This window comes from Nocardia sp. NPDC050413 (assembly GCF_040655475.1).
Classification (GTDB): Bacteria; Actinomycetota; Actinomycetes; order Mycobacteriales; family Mycobacteriaceae; genus Nocardia; species Nocardia coubleae.
Genome location: NZ_JBFAJZ010000013.1, coordinates 60,661 through 83,042, shown reverse-complemented (window position 1 = coordinate 83,042; position 22,382 = coordinate 60,661). Strand labels below are relative to the sequence as shown.

Here is a 22,382-nt window from a genome sequence, read left to right as displayed (position 1 = left end):
CGCCTTCCGGACCCGCCGTTCATGGCGTGCGGCGGGCCGGAAGGGGGATGCGATCGAGGTCGTGGGCGAGGACGGCGCCGGGGAAGTCGGCCTGTTCCAGGAACGTTCGATCGTCGGCCGCGGTGTAGCGCTCCGAGAAGTGGGTGAGCACAAGTGTTCTCACCCCACACGAACGAGCGACCTCGCCCGCCTGACGTGCGGTGAGATGCCCGCGTTCGTGCGCCTGCTCGGTTTCCGAATCCAGGAAGGTGGATTCGATGATGAGCATGTCCACATCCGCTGCCAGCTCGAAGACGTTGTCGCACAGGCGGGTATCCATCACGAAGGCGACCTTCTGGCCCGGTCTCGGCGCCGAACACTCCTCGAGCAACGGGCCCGACAGCTCCCGCACAGCGGCCCCGGAGATGCCGTGTTCGCGCAATTTCTCGGGCAGGAATGTGCGCCCATCCGGTTCGGCCAGGCGGTATCCGTAGGTGGGGATGCTGTGCGACAGCGGCAGGGCGGTCAGGCTGAAACCATTGCCCTGCAAAGTTTCTCCCGCACCGCTCACCGGGTGTTCGACGAGACTGGGCGAACCGTAGTAGCTCGTCGCGAACTTCAGCCGCTCCCAGTACTCGATGCCCTCGGCCGGGAACACGGCGTGCACATCGTGCGGAACGCCGTCGCGCCCCAGCCGCTGCACGATCCCCGGCACGCCGAGCGAATGATCCCCATGGAAATGGGTCACACACAACCAGTGCAGTTCGGTAGCCGAAGCCCCCGCATGCGCCATCTGCCGCTGCGTCCCCTCACCCGGGTCGAACAGCACACCCCGCCCATCCCACCGCAACAGATACCCGTTGTGATTGCGGCGACGAGTCGGCACCGCCCCCGCCGTCCCGAGGACGATCAACTCCCGTGTCGACATCGCCCCATCCTCGCCGCTCCCGCCCTCACTGTCACGTCGATTCCCCGACGACCTCACCGAGCTTCGTCAACACCTGCCGCCAACCTCGTTCGAGATTGTTCCGTTGCATTCGCTGCCGCTTGTCGGTGATATCGAAACCGCTGGTGGTCAACAACAATCGCGTCCCTCGGCCCTGAGCTCGCAACTCCCAAGTGACGATCCAGCGTGCCGGTTCCGGGCCGCGCATGTCCGTCCAGCTCCAGGTCATCGACTTGCCCGGCACAACATCGATGACCTCGCAGGCGACCTGTGCGGGCGGTTGCACCGGGATCATGAGCAGAAAATGCGTCCCCGGATGCGGCTCGAAACCGACGGGCGCCATCAGCCATCGCTCGATGAGCGCCGGTTCGGTGAGCGTTTGCCACACCTGGTCGAGGGCTTGTGGATAGAACCTGCCCAACTCGACCTGGGACGGGTCGAGTTCGTTGTCGGTGCTCATCGGATGCCCCCTGTGCGTTTCGGCCGTGGCCATATGGTGGCCAGCGTACGCACGTGGGCGGTGGTGAGATGGGATGGTCGGCCGGTGAACGCGCGGCTCGGCAGCCAAGGGAGGTCGGGATGGAACTGTTCGATTACGACGCTGAGTTGCGGTTGCACAATGTGCATCTGCGGGCGGCGGCGGGGGTGGGGGTGCGGGATCGGGTGCTCGATATCGGGTGTGGCGCGGGCGGTACGACGCGGGAGGCGGCGCGGGACGCTGTGGAGGGGGAGGTGCTCGGGGTCGACGTGTCGGAGGTGATGGTCGAACAGGCTCGGCGGATCAGTGTGGAGGAGGGGCTGGGCAATGTCGAGTTCGAGGTCGCCGATGCTCAGGTTCATCCATTCGCCGCCGGGGCGTTCGATCTGTGTATCAGCCGGTTCGGGGTGATGTTCTTCGCTGATCCGGTGGTGGCGTTCCGCAATATCGGGCGGGCGTTGCGGCCTGGCGGGCGGCTGGTGGCGATGGTGTGGCAGGGCGGGGAGCGCAACGAGTGGGTGGCGGTGTTCCGCAGCGATCTCGTCGCGTCGATGGCGAAGCCAGGGCCGGGGCCGTTCTCCCTGGCCGACCCCTCGGTCACCGAATCCGTCCTGACCGCAGCGGGTTTCACCGATATCGGCTTCAGTGAGGTGCACGAGCCGGTGTACCTGGGGGCCGACGGTGCGGCCGCCTACAGCAACCTGCATCTGCTCACCGGATTCCGTGCCTATCTCGACAGCCTCGAACCGGCCGACGGCGAGCAGGCCCGCGCACGGCTGCGGGAGGTGCTCACCGCGCACGAAACCGACCAGGGCGTGTTGTTCGATTCGCGAGCATGGATTGTCACCGCGAAACGGCCGTGAATCCTTTTTCGCGTCCCGCACCTCTTATAGGTGTCCGCGCACCGTGCGGGGACGAAACGGAGGTTGTTGTGATCGTCGGAACCGGAATCGTCGTCGGCCTGGTGTTGATGTGCACGTGCGTGTACGTCCTGCGGCGCAAACGGGCCGGGCGTGACTGACTCGCGCTGGGCTGCCGAGGAACTGATCGTCTCCGCCCGCGACGGGGACGTGGATTCGATCGCCGCGCTGGTGTCGGGTTCCTACCCGAACATTCAGCGCTTCGCCCGAACCCTCTGTGCCACACCGGAAGACGCGGAGGACGCGGCTCAGGAAGCCCTCGTCATCCTGTATCGCAAGATCGGGATGCTGCGGGCCTCGGGGGCGCTGGCGTCGTGGATGTTCCGGATCGTGCGCAACGAATGCCTGCGTCGGGCGCGGATCAGGCCGCAGCACCCACCGACGGAAGTCACTGTGACGGCCTCCGCCGAGGACGAAGTGCTGCGTCGCCTGGAAGCGGCGAGGGTGGCGGCCGCCGTCGCCACCCTGCCCGACGACCAGCGCCAGGTCCTGATCATGCGCGATATCCAAGGCCTCAGCGGACGCATCGTCGCGGACGCGCTCGGCCTCAGCACCACCGCGATGAAATCGCGCCTGCACCGTGCCCGCGCGTCGGTGCGCCAAGCACTCGAGTCTGATGCACCTCCCGGAGGGAAGAATGTCTGACCAACCCGACTTCGCCAGCGCGTCACTGCCCCGCCACCTGACGCGTGGGGCCGTGGGCTTCGGCGCACTGATCGGCTCGATCGCCCTGCTGCCCCTCATCGGTGCGATCAGCCTGCTGTTGCTACCCGTCGGCCTCATCGCGCTGCGTGGATGCCCGATGTGCTGGGCCATCGGCCTGGCCCAAACCCTCTCGCGGGGGCGACTCCGCCGCTCGTGCGACAACGGGCAGTGCACACTCACGGTCGCGAAGACGGCTGTGTAGTACCCGCCGACCATGCGAAGGGTCGCGCCGAGATCAGACGAGCATCTCGGCGAGCCGGTCGGTGACCTGCACCACCCAATCCGGCTCACCGTGCTGTCGTCCCCACAGCGCGGCTCTCACCGCTCGCACCTGCGCCCACCGGCGTGCCCGTACACGATCGATCCGGGCTGCCTCGCAATACATGTCGAGGCCGCGACGGAGGCCACGCGCCGGGTCAGCGCTGAACAGCAGGGGAGCGAAACGGTAGCTGCGGATCACGGTGATCGTGTCGTAGGCACGGTCACCGACGTAGCCCTTGGGGTCGATCGCCAGCCAGGGCTCGCGGTCGCCGCGCAGGACATTGGCGTCGTGGAGGTCGCCGTGGACGAGCGTTTCGGGTTGGTCCGGGCCGAGCTCTCGCAGAGTGGCAAGAGCGGCACCCATGACGCGACCAGGCAGCGGATTGCCCATTTCCGCTGCGGTAGCCGCTATTTCGTCCGGCCATTCGGCGACCAGGCGGCTCAGGCGCGGGAGAGCCGGCGGGGCTTCGACGGCCAGCCGCCACGACAGTTCGCCCAGGGCGGTCAAGGCTTCGTCGAAGTCGGTTACCTCGGACAGCGCTCCGCCCGGGGCGCGCTCCAGCAACATCGCATAGTGCGCGGTGTCGCGTTCGAACAGCCGCACCGCGCCCGCGCCGTTCCACGTGTCGAAGGCGTCGGCCTCGAAGTCGTTGCCGGGGTGGGGAAAGGACACCTTGATGACCGCGGGCGGGTGGTGTGTGTGGGCCACAGGCAGCACGACCCCGACATTTCCGTGCATCAGTGGGCCGTCCGGTCTGCAGGACCAGCGTTGCAGCAGGTCATCGAGCAGTTGGGGGAGCGAGGTGATCCAGGCGCGGCCCGGCGCACCTTCGCGTCCGATGGTCTCGTGCGCGAAAGCGTCGGGGATTTCGATCATCTCGGTGCCTCCACGGGTTCACCGTAGGCCGGTACGGTCGGCTGTGGGGCTCGGTTACGCCCCTGTCGCTGATCGCGCTGCTGTGGGGGTTCGAGATGGGTCAGGTCGATGACGTCCGAGCGAGCACCTCGAATGTCGCCGATTCCGAGGTTCGTCGAGCAATGTGGACTGCGGGGGCGGCCGGGTGTGCGCTCGGAGCGGTGCTGCTGGCCTGTTCGTCGCGGGCGATCGTGGCCGGGCTCGACTCGCCGTATCTGCTGATGATCTGCGTGGTGGGTGCCGTTCCCGGGCTGGCGGGCCTTGGCCTGCTGTTCGCCTCCCAGCAGGTTCTGCGTGGGAAGACCGCAGGAATCGGCAGGGCGGCTGTGATGCTGTTCGCTGTCGGCGTCCTCGTGACGCTCGGCTGTGTGGCGGCAATCAGTTATGGGCCTTGGATCGCGAGAATCGTCATGGCCGGACTGGCGGGCGCGACAATCGCGACAGCCTTCCTCCTCCGTGCCGCCCACCGTGCCCTGCCGACCGGTCGATAGCGGATTCGGGCTGGTCGGACGCGCCGAGGATCCGCCGCGTGAGCGGAGCCCGGACCACGCCCGGAATAGGCTGATCATGTGGGGTTCACGGTCCCGGCACCGATGCTGGCCAAACCCGGACGGCCACCGCAGCCGCCAGGCGGCTGGTGCGCGGAAATGAAATGGGACGGCGTGCGCGCGATCGCCCATTGCACCCCGGCGGGGATCAGCTTGTGGAGCCGGAACCTGCGCGACATCACCGCCTCCTACCCCGAGGTCGTCGCCGCGCTCACCGAGATCACCGATGGACGCACCCTGCTGCTCGACGGCGAACTCGTCGCGCCGGACGAGCGCGGCGCACCTTCGTTCTCCCGGTTGCAGCAGCGCATGCACGTCCAGCGGCCGACGCCCGCGCTGATCGAGCAGGTCCGCGTCGACTATCTCGTCTTCGATGTGCTCGGTGTCGACGAGGAGGTGCTGTTCGAGGACGCCTACCGCACCCGCCGCGCCGAACTGGCCGACCTCACCCTCGACGACGGTGCGCGCGTACGGGTTCCGCCGATGTGGTCGCTGACCGACACCAGCGCGGAGGAGCTGTTGCGCGTGGCGACGGACTCCGGGTTGGAAGGGATCGTCTGCAAGCACGGCGATTCGATCTACGAACCGGGCCGCCGCTCCTCGGCCTGGACGAAAGTCGTCCTCCGACTCACGACCGAAGCCGTGATCGTCGGCGCGGTTCCCGGCAACGGCGCCAATGCCGCGACCTTCGGCGGTCTTGTCCTGGCCGGCCACACTCCGGAGGGTCGGCTGCGCTGCATGGGTGGAGTAGGCACGGGCTTCACCGCCGCCTCCCGCCGCAGCATCCGTGCGGCCCTGGACCAAGTACGCCGCGAGACGACACCGCTCGACGATCCACCACCGGCACCGGTCGCCCGGACGGCCTGGTGGGTCGAACCGGTTTTCGTCGCCGATATCGAATACCGCGAGATCAGCGGCGACGGACTGCTCCGGCATCCGAGTTTCCGCGGGATCCGCACCGACAAGACACCCGAGGAGATCGGGTTGCCCACCTGACTGCGGTGGTGTGCGACAAGATGTGGGCGCAGAGGGGATCGAACCCCCGACCGCTGGTGTGTAAAACCAGTGCTCTACCGCTGAGCTATACGCCCCTGCATCGCCGGTGGGACCGGCGGTGTCGGGTTATGAATCTAGCGCGGCCAGCGCTTTCTCCCAAGCCGCCTGGTCACGGGCCTCTCCGGGGCCGTTCATCTCCGCGAAAGTGATGTATCCGGACTTGTCGATCACGAAGGTGCCGCGGTTCGGGTAGCCGGATTTCTCGTTGAAGACGTCGTAGGCCTGGGCGACGGCGCCGTGCGGCCAGAAATCGGACAGCAGGGGGAACAGGTAGCCCTGTTCGGCCGCCCAGATCTTGTGGGTGGGTGGTGGGCCGACGGAGATCGCGAGGATCTCGGCGTCGTCGTTCTGGAATTTGGGCAGCTCGTCACGCACCTTGCACAGCTCACCCTGGCAGATGCCGGTGAAGGCGAGCGGATAGAACACCAGCAGGACATTCTTCTTGCCCCGGTAGTCCGACAGGGTGACGGGCTGGTTGTTCTGGTCCTTGAGCGTGAAATCCGGCGCGAGAGTGCCAACCTCTAGCGGCATAGGGAAGTTCCTGTCGTCGTGTCGGGTCTCAGCCGAGCGTTCTCGTCCGGCTGAGACCTTAGCGAACGGCGGTTTCAGCGCTGTTTGGACGGTGCCTTCGGCTGAACCAGGCGCGAGCCCGTCCAGCTGCCGAGGCTGATGGTTGATGTCTGGGTCAGGCCGGCCGTGGGTGCGGCTTCGGCGATCTCGCTCGGATCGACATGGCCCGGTTGACCGGTTTTGGGGGTGAGGACCCAGATGAACCCTTCGTCGGCCAGCGGGCTGATGGCATCCATCAGCTCGTCGGCCAGATCGCCGTCACCTTCTCGCCACCACAGCAGGACGGCGTCGACGACCTCGTCGGAGTCTTCGTCGACCATCTCGCCGCCCGTGATCTCCTCGATCTCGGCGCGCAATGCGTCGTCGGTGTCCTCGTCCCAGCCCAATTCCTGAACAACCAAGCCGTGAGAAATGCCAAGCTTCTGAGCGTAGTTCTGCGCGTCCGCCGCGGCGACCACGGTGGTGTCCTCCCTAAACTGCCGACAGTAAGATACGTGCAAGCGAACATGGTTATCGGCCGCAGCGCAAGCCGATCGGATGAATCGGTACCGTACGCCGCGTGTCGGCGACGTGAATTCAGCGCTGTGGGCAGGCCTGTTGTACCTCGGTACGCGCCTGATTGATTTTGCGGCTCGCATCGTTGAGACCGCCGACCGCGGAGCTGTATGTCATCTTTCGGGTCTCCGCGGACAGCTCGCGCGCGGCGACGACATAGGCGGTGAACTTGTCGGCCAGCTCGGTCGGCAGGGCGCCCGCGGCGGCGGCGACACCGGACTCGACGGTCGTCGCGGCGGTGTCGAGCGCGACTGCCGCGGCCTCGCGTTTGGCGGCGTAGTCGGGGGCGTTCTCGTCGTGGGCTTTCACGAAGTCGTTGTAGGCGGTGACGCCCGCACCGGTGGTGGTGGGGAACTGGCCGCAGTTGTCCTCGATGGCCTTGGTCCGGGCGGCCGCCGCACGTGAGGACGCGGCCGCCGAGGACGACGCGGCCGCCTCGGTCTTGTAGGCGGCGACTTCGGCGGGGTCGGTGGTCGGGTTACCGGTGACCTGCTGGGCGCACCCGGCGATCACCGAACCGGCGATCACCGCGACCGATGCACAGATCAGCCCGAGTCTGCGCGCGTGCGGCACCCTCATCGTCGAACCCGTTCCCTCTCACTTCACTGACCGGTAGGTCCATCGCGAATCTAGTGGATTTCCTGCTGAGATGATGACCTGGGCGACCCTTTCGGCAAGGATGGGGGTCGCCCGAACCTTTCGAGACGGGTGCTCCGCACACCAAGCGGGCAAGCCCGGGGACCGCGACGCCGACAAGCAGTTCAGCCCCCAGTACGAGGAGCAGATTTGACCGACCTGATCCACTCTGCAGCTTCTTCCGATTCGCCGACCGACCCCGCGGCGCCCGGTGCCAAACCCACCGGGGAACGCGTGCGGGTGATCCGCGAAGGCGTGGCATCGTATCTACCCGATATCGATCCGGAGGAAACCAGCGAATGGCTGGAGTCCTTCGACGAGATGCTCGACCGGGAAGGCCCGGGCCGCGCGCGCTACCTGATGTTGCGGTTGCTCGAACGCGCCGGTGAGCGTCGCGTGTCGATTCCCGCGCTCACCTCCACCGACTACGTCAACACGATCCCCACCGAGAACGAGCCGTGGTTCCCCGGCGACGAGGAGGTGGAGCGCCGCTACCGCGCCTGGATCCGCTGGAACGCCGCGATCATGGTGCATCGCGCGCAGCGTCCCGGAATCGGTGTGGGCGGGCATATTTCGACGTACGCCTCGTCGGCGGCGCTCTACGAGGTGGGTTTCAACCACTTCTTCCGTGGCAAGGACCACCCCGGCGGCGGCGACCACATCTACATCCAGGGCCACGCCTCGCCCGGCATCTACGCGCGCGCGTTCCTCGAGGGTCGCCTGAGCACCGACCGGCTCGACGGGTTCCGCCAGGAATACAGCCACGGCGGCCTCGGCAAGGGCCTGCCGTCCTACCCGCATCCGCGCCTGATGACCGATTTCTGGGAGTTCCCGACGGTCTCGATGGGCCTGGGCCCGATGAACGCGATCTACCAGGCCAGGTTCAACCACTACCTGCACGATCGCGGCATCAAGGACACCTCCGACCAGCACGTGTGGGCGTTCCTCGGCGACGGCGAGATGGACGAACCCGAATCGCGCGGCCTGATCCAGGTGGCCGCCAACGAGGCGCTCGACAACCTGACGTTCGTCATCAACTGCAACCTGCAGCGCCTCGACGGACCGGTGCGCGGTAACGGCAAGATCATCCAGGAACTCGAGTCGTTCTTCCGCGGCGCGGGCTGGAACGTCATCAAGGTGGTCTGGGGCCGGGAGTGGGACGCGCTGCTCGGCGCCGACCGCGACGGTGCCCTGGTGAACCTGATGAACACCACCCCCGACGGCGATTTCCAGACCTACAAGGCCAACGACGGCGCCTACGTGCGCGATCACTTCTTCGGCCGCGACCCGCGCACCAAGGCGCTGGTCCAGAACATGTCCGACAACGAGATCTGGAACCTCAAGCGCGGCGGCCACGACTACCGCAAGGTCTACGCGGCGTACGCGGCGGCGATGACGCACAAGGGCCAGCCCACGGTGATCCTGGCCAAGACCATCAAGGGCTACACCCTCGGCAAGCACTTCGAGGGCCGCAACGCCACCCACCAGATGAAGAAGCTGACGCTGCAGGACCTCAAGGACTTCCGCGATCTGCAGCGCATCCCGATCTCGGACGCGGAACTGGAGAAGGACCCGTACCTGCCCCCGTACTACCACCCCGGCCAGGACGCGCCGGAGATCCAGTACATGCAGGCCAGGCGCAAGGCGCTCGGTGGGTACCTGCCCGAACGGCGAAGTGCGGCAAAGCCGTTGACGCTGCCGGGTGACGAGGCCTACCGCTCGGTGCGCAAGGGCTCGGGCAAGCAGAACGTGGCGACCACGATGGCGCTGGTCCGGTTGATGAAGGAACTGTTGCGCGACAAGGAGATCGGCAAGCGCATCGTGCCGATCATCCCGGATGAGGCACGCACCTTCGGCATGGACTCCTGGTTCCCGTCGCTGAAGATCTACAACCGCAACGGCCAGCTCTACACCTCCGTCGACGCGGAACTGATGCTCGCCTACAAGGAGAGCAACGTCGGCCAGATCCTGCACGAGGGGATCAACGAGGCCGGTTCGACCGCGTCGTTCACGGCGGCGGGCACCGCGTACGCCACGCACGGCGAGCCGATGATCCCGCTCTACATCTTCTATTCGATGTTCGGTTTCCAGCGCACCGGCGACGGCCTGTGGGCCGCGGCCGACCAGCTGGCCCGCGGCTTCGTCCTCGGGGCGACGGCCGGGCGGACCACGCTCACCGGTGAGGGCCTGCAGCACAACGACGGGCATTCGCTGCTGCTCGCCTCGACGAACCCGGCCGTGGTCACCTACGACCCGGCGTTCTCGTTCGAGATCGCCCACATCGTGCGTGACGGTCTGCGCCGCATGTACGGCGGCGGCAACCCGGACCCGGGCACGCTGCCGGGCACCCACCCGCAGGAGACCGGGACCTTCGGCGGGGAGAACATTTTCTACTACATCACGCTCTACAACGAGCCCTACCAGCAACCGGCCGAGCCCGACGACCTCGACGTGGCCGGCTTGCTCAAGGGCCTGTACCTGTACCAGCGCGGTGGCGAGGGCGAGGTGCGCGCCCAGATCCTGGTCTCCGGCGTGACCGTGCCCGCCGGTCTGCGCGCCCAGCAGATCCTGGCGCAGGAGTGGGATGTGGCCGCCGACGTGTGGTCGGTGACCTCGTTCGGCGAGTTGCGCAAGGAAGCCGTCGAGAAGGAGATCCACGCGCTCAAGCACCCCGATGCCGACCCCGGCGTCGCCTACGTCACCGAGGCGCTCGCCTCGGCACGTGGACCGGTGGTGGCCGCCACCGACTGGATGCGCGCGGTTCCCGATCAGATCCGGCAGTGGGTGCCCGGCGACTACATCACCCTCGGCACCGACGGGTTCGGCTTCTCCGACACCCGTCCCGCCGCCCGCCGGGTGTTCAACGTCGACGCGGAGTCCATCGTCGTCGCGGTGCTCGAAGGCCTGGTGAAGGACGGCACCTTCGACAAGGCCAAGGCGGTGGAAGCGGCCGCGAAATACCGCATCGACGATGTGTCCGCCGCGCCGAAGCCGAGTGCGGACGCACCGGAGGAACTGGCGTAGCGGACTATTGGACTGTGGAGCGCAAACCGCCGCGGCCCCGTCGGATCACCGAGGGCACAAGCACGCACGAGGTCTACCTGCCGACCGGGGCGCTGTCCCCGAACCGGCAGACCCGTGACCCGCTGCCCGACACGCTGCTGCGACGGGTCAAGCAGTTCTCGGGTCGGCTGTCGACCGAGGCGGTCGGCGCGATGCAGGACCGGCTGCCGTTCTTCGCCGATCTGGACGCCGCCCAGCGGGCAGGCGTCCAGATGCTGGTGCAGACCGCGGTGGTGAACTTCCTGGAGTGGTTGCAGGATCCCGAGTCCGACATCCGCTTCAGCCTGGATGCCTTCCAGGTGATTCCGCAGGATCTGGCGCGGCGGCTCACGCTGCGCCAGACCGTGGACATGGTCCGGGTGGCCATGGACTTCTTCGAACAGTGGCTGCCCGCCCTGGCCCGCAACGACCGGCAGCTGGTCGCGCTCACCGAGGCGGTGCTGCGATACGGGCGTGAGCTCGGTTTCGCGGCCGCCTCGGTGTACGCGAGCGCCGCCGAATCGCGGGGCGCCTGGGACACCCGCCTCGAGGCGCTGGTGGTCGATGCGGTGGTGCGCGGGGACACGGGCCCGGACATGCTCTCCCGGGCCGCCACGTTGAACTGGGACGCCACCGCACCGGCAACGGTGCTTGTGGGTACCCCGCCGCAGGACCAGGGTGTGTCGACGGTCGGGGCGGTGCACACCATCGCGACCAGGCACGGTCGCGCCGCGCTCGCGGTCGTGCAGGGCGCGCGGCTGGTGATGGTGGTCAGCGGGCACCTGGGCGACGCGGGGATCGGTTCGCCGTTCCTGTCGGATCTGCTCGCCGAGGTGTTCTCCGACGGTCCGGTGGTGATCGGCCCGACCATGCGCACCCTCGGCGCCGCGCACGCCTCCGCCATCGAGGCATTGGCCGGAATGGAGGCCGTTGTCGGGTGGCGAGGCGCGCCAAGGCCCGTTCACGCCTCGGAGTTGTTACCGGAACGGGCCTTGCTGGGCGATAGAGCTGCGATAGAGGCGCTGAACGAGTATGTTGTCCTCCCGTTGGCGTCGGCCGGATCTTCGTTGTCCGACACATTGGACGCCTACCTGGATTGTGGCGGAGCAGTAGAAACGTGCGCGCGTCAGCTGTACGTCCATCCAAATACTGTCCGGTATCGCCTCAAGCGAATCGGCGAGGTGACCGGACGTGATCCGCTCAATCCCCGCGACGCGTATGTGCTCCGGATCGCGGCCACAGTGGGCCGTTTGACACGAACGCATAACGAATCATCCACTTCTGTCACGGAAACCCCGTCAACCCCAATGGCTCACGACCCCCTGTAACGGGATTCGCGAATCGGTCGATCCGGACGCCCCACCTCGGATTTTGTGGGACCCCTACAAAACGCGTTCCAAACCTTCATTCGCGCCGACATCTCGTGCGGCGGGGGTCACAGTGTTTTCTTAGGGGGTGATCGCGTTGTTCACCCCTGGACAGGGGTCCCAGACACCCGGCATGCTCACGCCCTGGCTCGCACTCCCCGGTGCGGCTGATCGCCTCGAGCTGTGGTCGAAGGCCGCCGGCCTCGACCTGGTCCGTCTCGGCACCACCGCGACGGCGGAGGAGATCGTCGACACCTCGGTGACGCAGCCGCTCGTGGTCGCGGCCGCGCTGCTGGCCTTCGCCGAAATCGCCCCCGAAACCCTTCCTGCGGATACGATCGTCGCCGGGCATTCGGTCGGCGAATTCGCCGCGGCCGCTGTCGCGGGCGTCATCACCCCCGACGAGGCTGTCGGCCTGGCCGCCATCCGCGGCCGGGAGATGGCCAAGGCGTGTGCGCAGGAACCGACCGGCATGTCCGCGGTGCTCGGTGGCGACGAAGCCACCGTGCTCGCACGGCTCGCCGAACTCGATCTCGTCCCGGCCAACCGCAACGCGGTAGGCCAGATCGTCGCGGCGGGCCGCCTGGAAGCTCTGGCGGAGCTCGCCGCGAACCCGCCGGAGAAGGCACGGGTCCGCGCATTGCCCGTCGCCGGTGCGTTCCACACCGCTTTCATGGCCCCGGCACAGGCAGCTGTCGCCGATGCCATCGCCCAGATCTCGCCGAGCGACCCGATCCGGACGCTGCTGTCGAACTTCGACGGGCAACCGGTCACCTCGGGCGCCGACGCGATCGACAAGCTCGCCGCGCAGGTCACCCGTCCCGTGCGCTGGGACCTGTGCACCGAGACTGTCCGCGCCGCGGGCGTCTCGGCGGTGGCCGAACTGCCACCGGCGGGCACCCTGGTCGGCATCGCCAAACGGGAACTGAAGGGCACCCCCAACCTCGCCCTCAAGACTCCCGAAGACCTCCCCGCGTTGGCCGGACTCACCTCCGCGGGCTAGCTTTCCCCCGGCGGTCGCGCACGACGAAGTGCGTCGGCTGTTCAAGACCCTACAAATGAGAAACAAGAAGGGAGCCACCAAAGTGGCCGCTCTGACCCAGGAACAGATCGTCGAAGAACTCGGCAAGATCATCGAAGAGGTTACGGGTATCGAACCCTCCGAAGTGACCATCGAGAAGTCCTTCGTCGACGACCTGGACATCGACTCGCTGTCCATGGTCGAGATCGCTGTGCAGACCGAGGACAAGTACGGCGTCAAGATCCCCGACGAGGATCTCGCCAGCCTGAAGACCGTGGGTGACGCTGTCTCCTACATCCAGAAGCTCGAGGCGGAGAACTCCGACGCCGCCGCGGAGCTCAAGGCCAAGTTCGACGCCGAGTAGAGGCTGAACCAGTGACCACTCCTTCCACCTTGAACGGGAATTTCCCCAACGTCGTCGTCACCAGCATGGCGGCGACCACGTCGATCGCGGGTGATGTCGATGCGACGTGGAAGGGACTCCTCAACGGTGAGAGCGGAATCGACGTTCTCGAGGATTCCTTCATCGAGGAATACGACCTGCCGGTGCGTATCGGCGGTCACCTGAAAGTCAGCCCCGACACCCTCCTGAGCCGGGTCGAGATCCGCCGTATGGCGTATGTCGAGCGCCTGGCGACCGTGCTCGGTCGCGAGGTGTGGAAGAACGCGGGCAGCCCGGAGGTCGACCACGACCGCCTGGGTGTCGCGATCGGTACCGGCCTCGGTGGCGGCGACGCGCTGATCGACTCGGTCGACAAGCTGAAGAACGGCGGCTATCGCAAGATCTCGCCGCTGGCTGTTCAGATGGTCATGCCGAACGGTCCGTCGGCGGTCGTCGGTCTAGAGCTGAAGGCCAGGGCGGGAGTGGTCACTCCGGTCTCGGCGTGCTCGTCGGGTTCGGAGGCCATCGCCAACGCGTGGCGGATGATCGTGATGGGTGACGCCGACATGGTCGTCACCGGTGGCGTCGAGGGCTTCATCGACTCGGTGCCGATCGCGGCGTTCTCCATGATGCGGGCGATGAGCACGCGCAACGACGACCCCAAGGGTGCTTCGCGTCCGTTCGACAAGGATCGTGACGGTTTCGTCTTCGGCGAAGCGGGCGCGCTCATGACGATCGAGACCGAGGAGCACGCGAAGGCTCGCGGTGCGACCATCCACGCGCGTCTGCTGGGTGCGGGCATCACCTCCGACGGTTTCCACCTGGTCGCCCCCGATCCCGAGGGCACCGGTGCGGCCAGGGCGATGACCCGCGCGATGCAGACCGCCGGTCTGACCAAGCGCGACATCACCCACATCAACGCCCACGCGACCGCGACTCCCATCGGCGATACCGCCGAGGCGAACGCGATCAACTTGGCGGTGGGTAACCACGCTTCGGTGTACGCGCCGAAGTCGGCACTCGGTCACTCGATCGGTGCCGTCGGCGCCCTCGAGTCGGTGCTCACTGTGCTCGCGATTCGGGACGGCATCGTTCCGCCGACGCTGAACCTGGACAACCAGGATCCGGAGATCGATCTCGATGTGGTGCACGGGGAAGCCCGTCGCCAGGAAATCGAGTACGCGATCAACAACTCCTTCGGCTTCGGTGGGCACAACGTCGCGCTCGCCTTCGGTCGGGCCTGACGCACGGATTTCCCGGTGGGGGGTCGGCCAACTGAATGGTTCGACCCTCCGCCGTGATCCGGCGGAGGCCGAGAGATTTTCGACAACGAAGGTAGGAGTGGACGCGATGACCATCATTGCTCCCGCGTTTCAGGATTCGGTCACCGACCCGCGTGACCCGCTCGGCCGGCTCCAGCGCTTCTTCGACCCCGGCACGATCCTGCCGCTGCATCCCCGCGACCGCTCCGGTGTGCTCGCCGCGATCGGCGAGGTCGACGGTGTCCGCACCGTCGCGTACTGCTCCGACGCCACCGTGATGGGTGGCGCGATGGGCGTCGAGGGTTGCAAGCACATCGTCGACGCGATCGACACCGCCATCGAATCCGGCATCCCCGTGGTCGGCCTGTGGCACTCCGGCGGCGCACGCCTGGCCGAGGGTGTCGAGGCGCTGCACGCGGTCGGGCTGGTCTTCGAGGCCATGGTCCGCGCGTCCGGGCTCGTTCCCCAGATTTCGGTGGTGCTCGGCTTCGCCGCCGGCGGCGCCGCCTACGGCCCCGCGCTGACCGATGTGGTCATCATGGCGCCCGAGGGCCGCGTGTTCGTCACCGGTCCCGACGTGGTCCGCTCGGTGACGGGCGAGAACGTCGACATGGAGACCCTCGGTGGTCCCACCACACACTTCAAGAAGTCCGGCGTCTGCCATATCGCCGCCGACGACGAGGCCGACGCGCTGCACCGCGCCCGCAGGCTGGTGTCGATGTTCGCCGAGCAGGGCGAATTCGACCTGGTCGCGGCCGCGCACGGTGATGTCGACCTCAAGGCGATGATGCCGGAGTCGGCCAAGCGCGCCTACGACGTGAAGCCGATCATCCACGAGCTGCTCGACAATGTGGAGTCGCCCGACGGCGCGACCGAGTCGTCGTTCGAGGAGCTGCAGGGCGGTTACGCGCGCAGCATGGTGACCGGTCTCGGCCGCCTCGGTGGGCGCACCGTCGGTGTGCTCGCCAACAACCCGCTGCGTCTGGGTGGCTGCCTGAACTCCGAAAGTGCCGAGAAGGCAGCGCGTTTCGTGCGGTTGTGCGATGCGTTCGGCATTCCGCTGATCGTGGTCACCGACGTTCCCGGGTACCTGCCGGGTGTCGGTCAGGAACTCGAGGGTGTGGTGCGTCGCGGCGCCAAGCTGCTGCACGCCTTCGCCGAGGCTCGCGTTCCGCGCGTCACCCTGGTGACCCGCAAGATCTACGGCGGCGCCTACATCGCCATGAACGCGCGTGCCCTCGGTGCCACCGCCGTATTCGCCTGGCCCGGTTCGGAAGTCGCCGTGATGGGCGCCAAGGCCGCGGTCGGCATCCTGCACAAGAAGGCGCTGGCCGCCGCACCGGAAGAGGAGCGTGAGGCGCTGCACGAGCGGCTCACCGCCGAGCACGAGCGGATCGCGGGCGGAGTGGAACGCGCCGTCGCCATCGGCGTGGTCGACGAGGTGATCGACCCGGCCAAGACCCGCAGCACCCTCGCCGCGGCGCTGGCCTCGGCGCCTGCCCGCAAGAGTCACCACAAGAACATCCCGCTGTGAGCTGACCGGGAAACGGCCGCCTCGTCGTCGAGGCGGCCGTTTTCCTGTCCGCACAGCACCGCGGCGCATAATGGCAGGGTGCGTTATGAGGAGCTTGCCGATGCCCCGTGTTCCATCACGCGGCCCCTGGTGATCCTCGGTGACCGCTGGACGCTGCTGATCCTGAAGTACTGCTTCGCGGGTGTCCGCCGGTTCAACGCCTTCCAGAGCGCACTCGGCATCTCCCGCAGCCGCCTGCACGACCGACTCGATCGCCTCATCGAGCACGAGATCCTCGTCAAACGTCCCGTCGACGACGGCGCCTACGAGGAATACCGCCTCACCGAAAAAGGCCACGCCATCTACCCGATCCTGATGGCCATCCGCGACTGGGGCGACGCCTATATGGCCCCCGAAGGCCCACCGGTCGAATACCGCCACCACGACTGCACCGGCGAAGCCCACGTCCACCTCACCTGCGACGCGTGCCACGCCGAGGTCACCGCCCGCGATATCGATCCGCAGGCGGGGCCCGGCATCACCGGCGTCGCCTGACTGGTCAACCGATCACCACGCTCTGGTGGCAGCCGCTTCTCGGGCGATGCCGCCACCAGAGCGTGATGATCTCGAATTCAGGAAGTGTGCCAGGTGACCTGGTCGTCGAGGGGGGCTCGGGCGGTGCGGAAGCCGTTGATCGGGTGGTCGAGGTCGGGATAGCCGAAGGAGACGCCGAAGACGACCTTGCGGGTGTCGGGGATGCCGAAGTACTCGTGGATGAAGGGGGAGTAGGAGGCAAGCGCCGCCTGGGGCGCGGCGCCGAGGCCGAGAGCCTGGGCGCCGAGCAGGAAGTTCTCCAGCCACAGCCCGCAGTCGATGGCGCCGTACACGCCGAGGTCGGCCTCGGAGGTGACGATCGCGACGTGCGGTGCGTCGAAGAGTTCGAAATTGCGCACCATCTGACGCATGGTCTTCTCGTGGTCGCCCTTGACGATGCCGACGCTGTCGTAGAGCTGGAAACCGCAGGCGCGCCGCCGTTCGCGGTAGACGCCTTCGTAGGCGGCCGGGAATTCGAAATCCGGTGTGTTGGCGGCGGTTTGGATGTGGGCAAGCAGTTCCTTGCGGAACCGGTCGGTGCCGTCGCCCGTGGTCACGACGATCTGCCATGGCTGGGTGTTGCACCAGGACGGGGTGCGCTGTCCGAGGGCGAGGAGTTGTTCGATCGTGGTGCGGTCGACCTGATCGGGCTTGAACTGGCGGCAGGTCCAGCGTTCGTCGGCCAGGCGCCGTAGGGCGGCGAAATCGGGGTGGTCGGTCGGCGCCATCGCGCGGCTCCCTCGGTCGGTCGTGAGAACTGGTCTCATTTTGAGACCAACTTAGCAGTCGGGGCGGAAACGCGGAACCCGCCCGCGCCACGAAGATTCAGGGGGGGCGGGTTCTGATCGGCGACCGGCACGGCAGGGGCGCGAGAAGGGGTCCGGGAGGGATCAGGCTCGGCGGCGCACGACCACGACCACGGCGACGCCGAAGGGACCATGATGGACGCGGCCAAACAGGCGGTGCGCACCTTCGTGGATTCGGCGCCCGCGCAGGCCTCGGTCGGCCTCACCACCTACGGCACCGGCACCGGCAACACCGAGGCGGAGAAGGCCGCGGGCTGCCAGGACGTGCAGGTGCTGCACCAGCCGAACACCTTGGACAAGGCCGCGCTCACCACCGCCGTCGACGGCATCCAGGCGCGGGGTTGGACGCCGATGGGTACCGCGCTGCGTCAGGCCGCCGACGCGCTGCCTGATTCGGGACCGCGCTCCATCGTGCTGGTCTCCGACGGTGACGACACGTGCGCACCGCCCGACCCGTGCGAAGTCGCCGCCGAACTGAAGCGCGCGGGCCTCGATCTCGTCGTACACGCGATCGGTTTCGCCGTCGACGACAAAGCCCGCGCCCAGCTCACCTGCATGGCTCAGGCGACAGGCGGCACCTACACCGACGCCGCCGACGGCGCCGCCCTCGAGCGCGTCCTGCCCCGCGTGAGTTCCACCGCCCTGCGCAACTACCAGGCCACCGGAACGCCCATCACCGGCGCCGCCGAGTACGGTTCGGCGCCGGTGGCGAAGGCGGGCCAGTACCTCGACACGATCGGCCGGCACGAGAAGCGGTACTACGCCGTCGATGTGCCTGAAGGCGCCACCGCCCATTTCACCGGCATCGTGTCGTTCCCCCGCGCGAAGGATGTCTCGACCACCGAGGACATGAACGCCCTCGAACTACGCGTCCGAGATCGCGAGGGCACCGACTGCGGGAAGCGCGAACGCGAACTCGAAACCCGCTCCAGCGACGGTGTCGCCCTCACCGTCGCCACCACGTTCGACGGCGCCGCCGAGTCGAGCGGCACCTGCAGCGGTGGCGGCCGCTACTACTTCGAGGTGAACTGGGACCTGGCCTCGGCGGGTGCGCCCGCTCGCCTGCCGATGGAGATCCTGATCGGGATCGAACCGGGCGTCACCGATCCCGGGCCCGCGGCGACTCCGACGCCCGTCACCTTCACCGACCCGGGCGGGCCGGTCCAGCCGGTGACCGGCCCCGTTGTTGTTGCCCGTACCGGCGCAGGCGGATCCCGCCGAATACGCGCCGACCATGATCATCCTCGACGCCTCGGGTTCGATGGAACGCCCGGATCGCGGCGCGGTGGCTCCTTCACCGTCGCGGCGACCTTGCCGGGTAGCGGAAAGTTCGGTGACACACTGCAATCCGGCGAGTTCGTCTTCTACCGGGTCCGCCCGGTCCTGACCCGATTCCTACGGGCGCGGCCGGGGCACACCACGCACGGTCCGGGGGCGGGCGACTGTGGCCGGGGGTCGACGGCAGTCCGCGCCTGACGCGCAATCGGGGCGTGGCGGGGCAGAATCGGACCCATGGCGTTGCAGTCCCGCGATGCGCAGGAGCGCAAACGGCACGGCAGGCACTACACCCCGCCGGAGCTGGCGCGGTTTCTGGCGCGCCGGGCTCTGCTGTATGCCCCGTGTGGCGCCGAGTTGCGGGTGCTCGACCCGGCCTGTGGGGACGGGGAGTTGCTGCTCGCGGTGCATCGGGAGATGGTCTCGTGCGCACCGGATGTCGCGGTCCGGCTCACCGGGTACGACCTGGACCGTGCCGCCGTCGGTGAAACGGTGGCACGTGCCGCGGCCGAGGGAGTCGAGATCCACTGTCGGGCAGGGGATTTCCTGGCGAAGGCGCCGCGTCTGGCGAAGGGCTCCTTCGATCTGATCATCAGCAACCCGCCGTATGTGCGCACGCAGCAGCTCGGCGGGGCCACCGCGCAATTGCTCAGCCGAAAATTCGGGCTCCGTGGGCGCATCGACCTCACCCATCCCTTCGTCGCCCTGGCACCGCGTCTCCTCGCGCCGGGTGGCGTGCTCGGATTGCTGTGTGCCAACAGGTTTCTCACCACCCGAGCGGGCGCCAACCTGCGCCGCATCCTCACCGCCGACCTGACCCCGGTCGAGCTCTACGACCTCGGCGATACCAAACTCTTCTCCGCCGCCGTCCTCCCCGCGATCACCATCGCCACCAGATCAGCCGCGAGCGTCGCGCAGGCCGGCGGAATATCGAAGCGGAGCGGTCCGCCGGTTGTCGAGAGCTCGGTCGGTTGCCGGTACGTCTCCGTCTATGAGCAACCCGGTTGCGAAACAGGCTGCGGCACAGATCTGTTCGATGCGCTGGCCGGGGAGGTCGACTGTCTGGTCGGGGCCGGGGGACGCGTGTTCGCGGTTGAAGTGGGGACGTTGGCATCGCAGGGTCGGGAGCTGGTGAACGGGCCGTCGGTCGGTCGGGCGATCAGTGATCACGAACATCCGCACGGCGAGACGGTCTGGCGGATGTCGCGTCCGGCCGTCGACCGTTGGCTCGACAAAATCGCCGACCGAACCTGGCACACCTTCGGCGAGACCGCGCGGATCCGGGTGGGTATCAAGACGACCGCCGATCGAGTGTTCATCTCCGACCGCTGGGACGACCTCGACCCCACGCCCGAGCGGGAACTGCTGCAGCCCTTGATCACTCACCACGACCTCGAGCGGTGGCAGATCAACCAGGATCGTGGCACCAGAGTGCTCTACCCCTATGATCTGCGACAAACTCGTCGCACCCCGGTCGATCTGGCCGAATTTCCCTGCGCAGCAGAGTATTTGCGCACCCATGAGAAGGCTCTGTCCGGTCGACGCTATGTCCTCGACGGCGGCCGCAAGTGGTACGAGATCTGGGTGCCGCAACGACCACACCTGTGGGGTGCGCCGAAACTCGTCTTCCCCGATATCAGCGAACGGCCCCGCTTCGCCCTCGACCGCTCCGGCGCCGTGGTGAACGGCGACTGCTACTGGATCTCGCTCACCGACCTCGACGCAGGAAAGTCCGCGACCGACCTGGCGTATCTCCTGATGGGCGTGGCGAATTCGGCTCTGGGCCTGCGGTTCTACGACGCGGTCTGCGGCAACCGTCTGTATTCGGGCAGGCGCCGCTGGATCACCCAGTACGTCGCCCGGCTGCCCCTGCCCGACCCGTGCAGTCCGGCCGCCGTCGAGATCGTGCGCCGCGTGCGCGAGCTCATGGAGGACGGTGTGCCGGTATCCGATGCCGCCGTCGACGAAGCAGTCGCCGAGGCGTTCGGGGTTCCCACTCAGTAGGCGGGACGGATGCCGACCATGGGCAGCAGGGTGCGGCGCGCGAATTCCCGCCCGGCCTCGGCGTCGTCGAGCGGGATCAGCCCGTCAGGTGTCAGCGCCAGCGACAAGGCGAGGCGAGCCATGATCTCGGCGACCAGATCCGGGTCGAAATCGGGGGAGCCCGCCTGCACCTCACGCAGCTTGTCGGCGAGATATTCACGTCCCACCGCCAGGATGGGGCCGGCGTCGGTGGTGAGTTTGGGCAGGATCATCTCCGGCTCGGTGCCGAGCAACCGCCGCAGCAGTTCGTTGCCCGCGATGGTCGTGACGAAGGCGACGAAGATCTCGACCAGCCGGTCCTCGGGCTCGGTGACCGCGCGCACCCGCTCGTCGATCTCGCCCACATAGCGCTGCGCCTCACGCACGCCAACCGCTTCGACCAGGTCGTTCTTGGATTCGAAGCGTCGGTACAGGGTGGCCGGGCTGATGCCGGCGCGGCGCGCGATCTCGCCCATGCTTGTCCGTTTGATCCCGAAATCGAGAAACGCCGACAGCGCGCTGTCGAGCAGTTTCTCCCCGTCGGTGACGGGTTTTTCCAGGATCCGCGCGAGGATGGTCGAGACAGTGGGCATCAGCCCATTATCCCCGTGGTGGGAGATCCAGCGCGACCATCTCTTGCTCTATCGCGTTTGCCGCGAAATGCACACCCCGGGAACGTAATTCGTGTACACGGCACTGAAGTGCCTCGATACCGCCTGGTTGTGCCGCGATATCGGCCACGCTGAGCCTGCCCCCGGATCGGTGCACACCTACCTGCGCGTATGCCACCGTGATACCTCCTGCCCCGCGTACCGGTGCCGGCCCTGAAGCCTCGGTGGACCGGTCGCGATACGCAGGGCAAATGTTATCAGGTTTCCCTACTGGTCATTTGCTCAGTGTGATGCGTCACAACATTTCGGCGTCCCGATGAGTGGCGAGATTGTGTAGGTACACAGCGGCGTTGAGTTTGATGCCGTCCTGCTGTGCTTCGGTGAGTTCGCGACGCACCTTGCCCGGCACCCCGGCAACCAGCGAGCCGGGCGGAATCTGGGCGCCCTCGGGGATGAGCGCGTTGGCCGCGATCAGGGTGCCCGCGCCGATCGCCGCGCCGTTGAGCACGGTGGCGCCCATGCCGACGAGCACGTCGTCGCCGATGGTGCACCCGTGCAGAATCGCGTTGTGCCCCACCGACACACCGGAACCGACGGTGAGTGGGAAGCCGGGGTCGGCGTGCAGCACGCACCCGTCCTGGATGTTGGTGCGGTCGCCGACGGTGATCTGTTCGAGGTCCCCGCGCAGTACCGCCGAGTACCAGACTCCGACCTCGGCGCCCAGGCGCACCCGTCCGATCACGGTCGCGTTCGGCGCGATCCATGCTGACTCGTCGATCTCGGGCGCGAACCCGCTCACCTTGATGATCATGCGGCGATTATCGCGCTGTGCCCCGGCGTCGGGCGCGGTGGGCCGTCGCCCGGTGGTCGCAGCGCCTGCGAGGGAGGGATCCGGACACGCGACGGATTCGACTGCG

22 protein-coding genes, 1 tRNA gene and 1 pseudogene are annotated in these 22,382 nt (G+C 67.4%); 14 read left to right on the top strand and 10 right to left on the bottom strand.

All coding sequences use genetic code 11. From position 1 onward, the window contains the following. Nucleotides 1-19: 19 nt before the first annotated feature. Together AB0I19_RS25200 and AB0I19_RS25195 are read right to left on the bottom strand one after the other, a co-directional pair. Nucleotides 20-907 (bottom strand): ribonuclease Z, encoded by an 888-nt coding sequence (locus AB0I19_RS25200; RefSeq protein ID WP_357151679.1) that lies wholly within the window; start codon nt 905-907, stop codon nt 20-22. Nucleotides 908-938: 31 nt separating this feature from the next. After that, nucleotides 939-1,385: an SRPBCC domain-containing protein gene (locus AB0I19_RS25195; protein WP_357151677.1), complete on the bottom strand. Its 447-nt coding sequence runs from the start codon at nt 1,383-1,385 to the stop codon at nt 939-941. 119 nt (nt 1,386-1,504) lie between these two features. Between AB0I19_RS25195 and AB0I19_RS25190 the strand changes: the two genes are divergently transcribed. The 3 genes from AB0I19_RS25190 to AB0I19_RS25180 all read left to right on the top strand — a co-directional run bounded on the left by AB0I19_RS25190 (nt 1,505) and on the right by AB0I19_RS25180 (nt 3,230). Further along, on the top strand, nt 1,505-2,266 hold the full coding sequence (locus tag AB0I19_RS25190) for a methyltransferase domain-containing protein (protein ID WP_357151675.1): 762 nt from the start codon (nt 1,505-1,507) through the stop codon (nt 2,264-2,266). Between the two features lie 150 nt (nt 2,267-2,416). Further along, nucleotides 2,417-2,968, top strand: coding sequence for an RNA polymerase sigma factor (locus tag AB0I19_RS25185; protein ID WP_357151673.1), 552 nt, complete (start codon nt 2,417-2,419; stop codon nt 2,966-2,968). Beyond that, nucleotides 2,961-3,230 (top strand): hypothetical protein, encoded by a 270-nt coding sequence (locus AB0I19_RS25180; protein ID WP_357151671.1) that lies wholly within the window; start codon nt 2,961-2,963, stop codon nt 3,228-3,230. Before AB0I19_RS25185 ends, AB0I19_RS25180 begins: the two co-directional genes overlap by 8 nt. Nucleotides 3,231-3,263: 33 nt before the next feature. Here AB0I19_RS25180 and AB0I19_RS25175 read toward each other — a convergent pair whose 3' ends face one another. Then, entirely contained in the window at nt 3,264-4,166 is a 903-nt protein-coding gene (locus AB0I19_RS25175) for an aminoglycoside phosphotransferase family protein (protein ID WP_357151669.1), read from the bottom strand. A 161-nt stretch (nt 4,167-4,327) separates the two neighbouring features. On the opposite strand from AB0I19_RS25175, the gene AB0I19_RS25170 reads away from it, so the two are divergent. Both AB0I19_RS25170 and ligD read left to right on the top strand, forming a co-directional pair. Then, on the top strand, nt 4,328-4,696 hold the full coding sequence (locus tag AB0I19_RS25170; RefSeq protein ID WP_357151667.1) for a hypothetical protein: 369 nt from the start codon (nt 4,328-4,330) through the stop codon (nt 4,694-4,696). A 78-nt stretch (nt 4,697-4,774) separates the two neighbouring features. Next, nucleotides 4,775-5,749 carry a non-homologous end-joining DNA ligase gene (gene ligD, locus AB0I19_RS25165; RefSeq protein WP_357151665.1) on the top strand — a complete coding sequence of 325 codons (975 nt, stop codon included), beginning with the start codon at nt 4,775-4,777 and terminating at the stop codon, nt 5,747-5,749. Between the two features lie 23 nt (nt 5,750-5,772). On the opposite strand, the gene AB0I19_RS25160 is transcribed toward ligD, so the two are convergent. From AB0I19_RS25160 to AB0I19_RS25145, 4 genes are all read right to left on the bottom strand, one after another. Next, nucleotides 5,773-5,844 (bottom strand) — tRNA-Val (locus tag AB0I19_RS25160). 31 nt (nt 5,845-5,875) lie between these two features. Further along, the gene (locus AB0I19_RS25155; protein WP_067487241.1) at nt 5,876-6,340 is read right to left on the bottom strand and encodes a peroxiredoxin; all 465 of its coding nucleotides are present in this window, start codon (nt 6,338-6,340) and stop codon (nt 5,876-5,878) included. 74 nt (nt 6,341-6,414) lie between these two features. Beyond that, nucleotides 6,415-6,837 carry a DUF3052 domain-containing protein gene (locus AB0I19_RS25150; RefSeq protein WP_067487242.1) on the bottom strand — a complete coding sequence of 141 codons (423 nt, stop codon included), beginning with the start codon at nt 6,835-6,837 and terminating at the stop codon, nt 6,415-6,417. A 118-nt stretch (nt 6,838-6,955) separates the two neighbouring features. After that, complete coding sequence (locus AB0I19_RS25145) at nt 6,956-7,513, bottom strand: hypothetical protein (protein ID WP_357151663.1); 558 nt, start codon at nt 7,511-7,513, stop codon at nt 6,956-6,958. A 297-nt stretch (nt 7,514-7,810) separates the two neighbouring features. On the opposite strand from AB0I19_RS25145, the gene aceE reads away from it, so the two are divergent. From aceE to AB0I19_RS25110, 7 genes are all read left to right on the top strand, one after another. Beyond that, on the top strand, nt 7,811-10,594 hold the full coding sequence (gene aceE, locus AB0I19_RS25140) for a pyruvate dehydrogenase (acetyl-transferring), homodimeric type (protein ID WP_133734062.1): 2,784 nt from the start codon (nt 7,811-7,813) through the stop codon (nt 10,592-10,594). Between the two features lie 44 nt (nt 10,595-10,638). Next, on the top strand, nt 10,639-11,940 hold the full coding sequence (locus AB0I19_RS25135; protein WP_174552191.1) for a helix-turn-helix domain-containing protein: 1,302 nt from the start codon (nt 10,639-10,641) through the stop codon (nt 11,938-11,940). A gap of 127 nt (nt 11,941-12,067) precedes the next feature. Then, a complete protein-coding gene (locus tag AB0I19_RS25130) occupies nt 12,068-12,982 on the top strand; it encodes an ACP S-malonyltransferase (RefSeq protein WP_067487246.1) in 915 nt (304 codons plus the stop codon). A gap of 82 nt (nt 12,983-13,064) precedes the next feature. Then, nucleotides 13,065-13,364, top strand: coding sequence for a meromycolate extension acyl carrier protein AcpM (acpM, locus tag AB0I19_RS25125; RefSeq protein WP_019046010.1), 300 nt, complete (start codon nt 13,065-13,067; stop codon nt 13,362-13,364). Between the two features lie 11 nt (nt 13,365-13,375). Then, on the top strand, nt 13,376-14,626 hold the full coding sequence (locus AB0I19_RS25120) for a KasA/KasB family beta-ketoacyl-ACP synthase (RefSeq protein ID WP_067487248.1): 1,251 nt from the start codon (nt 13,376-13,378) through the stop codon (nt 14,624-14,626). Nucleotides 14,627-14,732: 106 nt separating this feature from the next. Beyond that, on the top strand, nt 14,733-16,178 hold the full coding sequence (locus AB0I19_RS25115) for a carboxyl transferase domain-containing protein (RefSeq protein ID WP_067487425.1): 1,446 nt from the start codon (nt 14,733-14,735) through the stop codon (nt 16,176-16,178). A gap of 78 nt (nt 16,179-16,256) precedes the next feature. Then, nucleotides 16,257-16,712 (top strand): helix-turn-helix domain-containing protein, encoded by a 456-nt coding sequence (locus tag AB0I19_RS25110; RefSeq protein WP_357151661.1) that lies wholly within the window; start codon nt 16,257-16,259, stop codon nt 16,710-16,712. A 77-nt stretch (nt 16,713-16,789) separates the two neighbouring features. Here the strand turns inward: AB0I19_RS25110 and AB0I19_RS25105 are convergent, their stop codons facing one another. Beyond that, nucleotides 16,790-17,479: a nitroreductase gene (locus tag AB0I19_RS25105; protein ID WP_357151659.1), complete on the bottom strand. Its 690-nt coding sequence runs from the start codon at nt 17,477-17,479 to the stop codon at nt 16,790-16,792. 204 nt (nt 17,480-17,683) lie between these two features. Between AB0I19_RS25105 and AB0I19_RS25100 the strand changes: the two are divergent. Then, nucleotides 17,684-19,033: pseudogene (locus AB0I19_RS25100) on the top strand (VWA domain-containing protein); the annotation flags it as partial. 36 nt (nt 19,034-19,069) lie between these two features. After that, nucleotides 19,070-20,836 (top strand): N-6 DNA methylase, encoded by a 1,767-nt coding sequence (locus AB0I19_RS25095; RefSeq protein WP_357151657.1) that lies wholly within the window; start codon nt 19,070-19,072, stop codon nt 20,834-20,836. Here the strand turns inward: AB0I19_RS25095 and AB0I19_RS25090 are convergent. Next, complete coding sequence (locus AB0I19_RS25090) at nt 20,830-21,447, bottom strand: TetR family transcriptional regulator (protein ID WP_357151655.1); 618 nt, start codon at nt 21,445-21,447, stop codon at nt 20,830-20,832. The genes AB0I19_RS25095 and AB0I19_RS25090 overlap by 7 nt on opposite strands. Before the next feature lie 313 nt (nt 21,448-21,760). Then, nucleotides 21,761-22,276, bottom strand: a complete 516-nt coding sequence (locus tag AB0I19_RS25085) for a gamma carbonic anhydrase family protein (protein ID WP_357151653.1) — start codon at nt 22,274-22,276, stop codon at nt 21,761-21,763. Between the last annotated feature and the right edge of the window lie 106 nt (nt 22,277-22,382).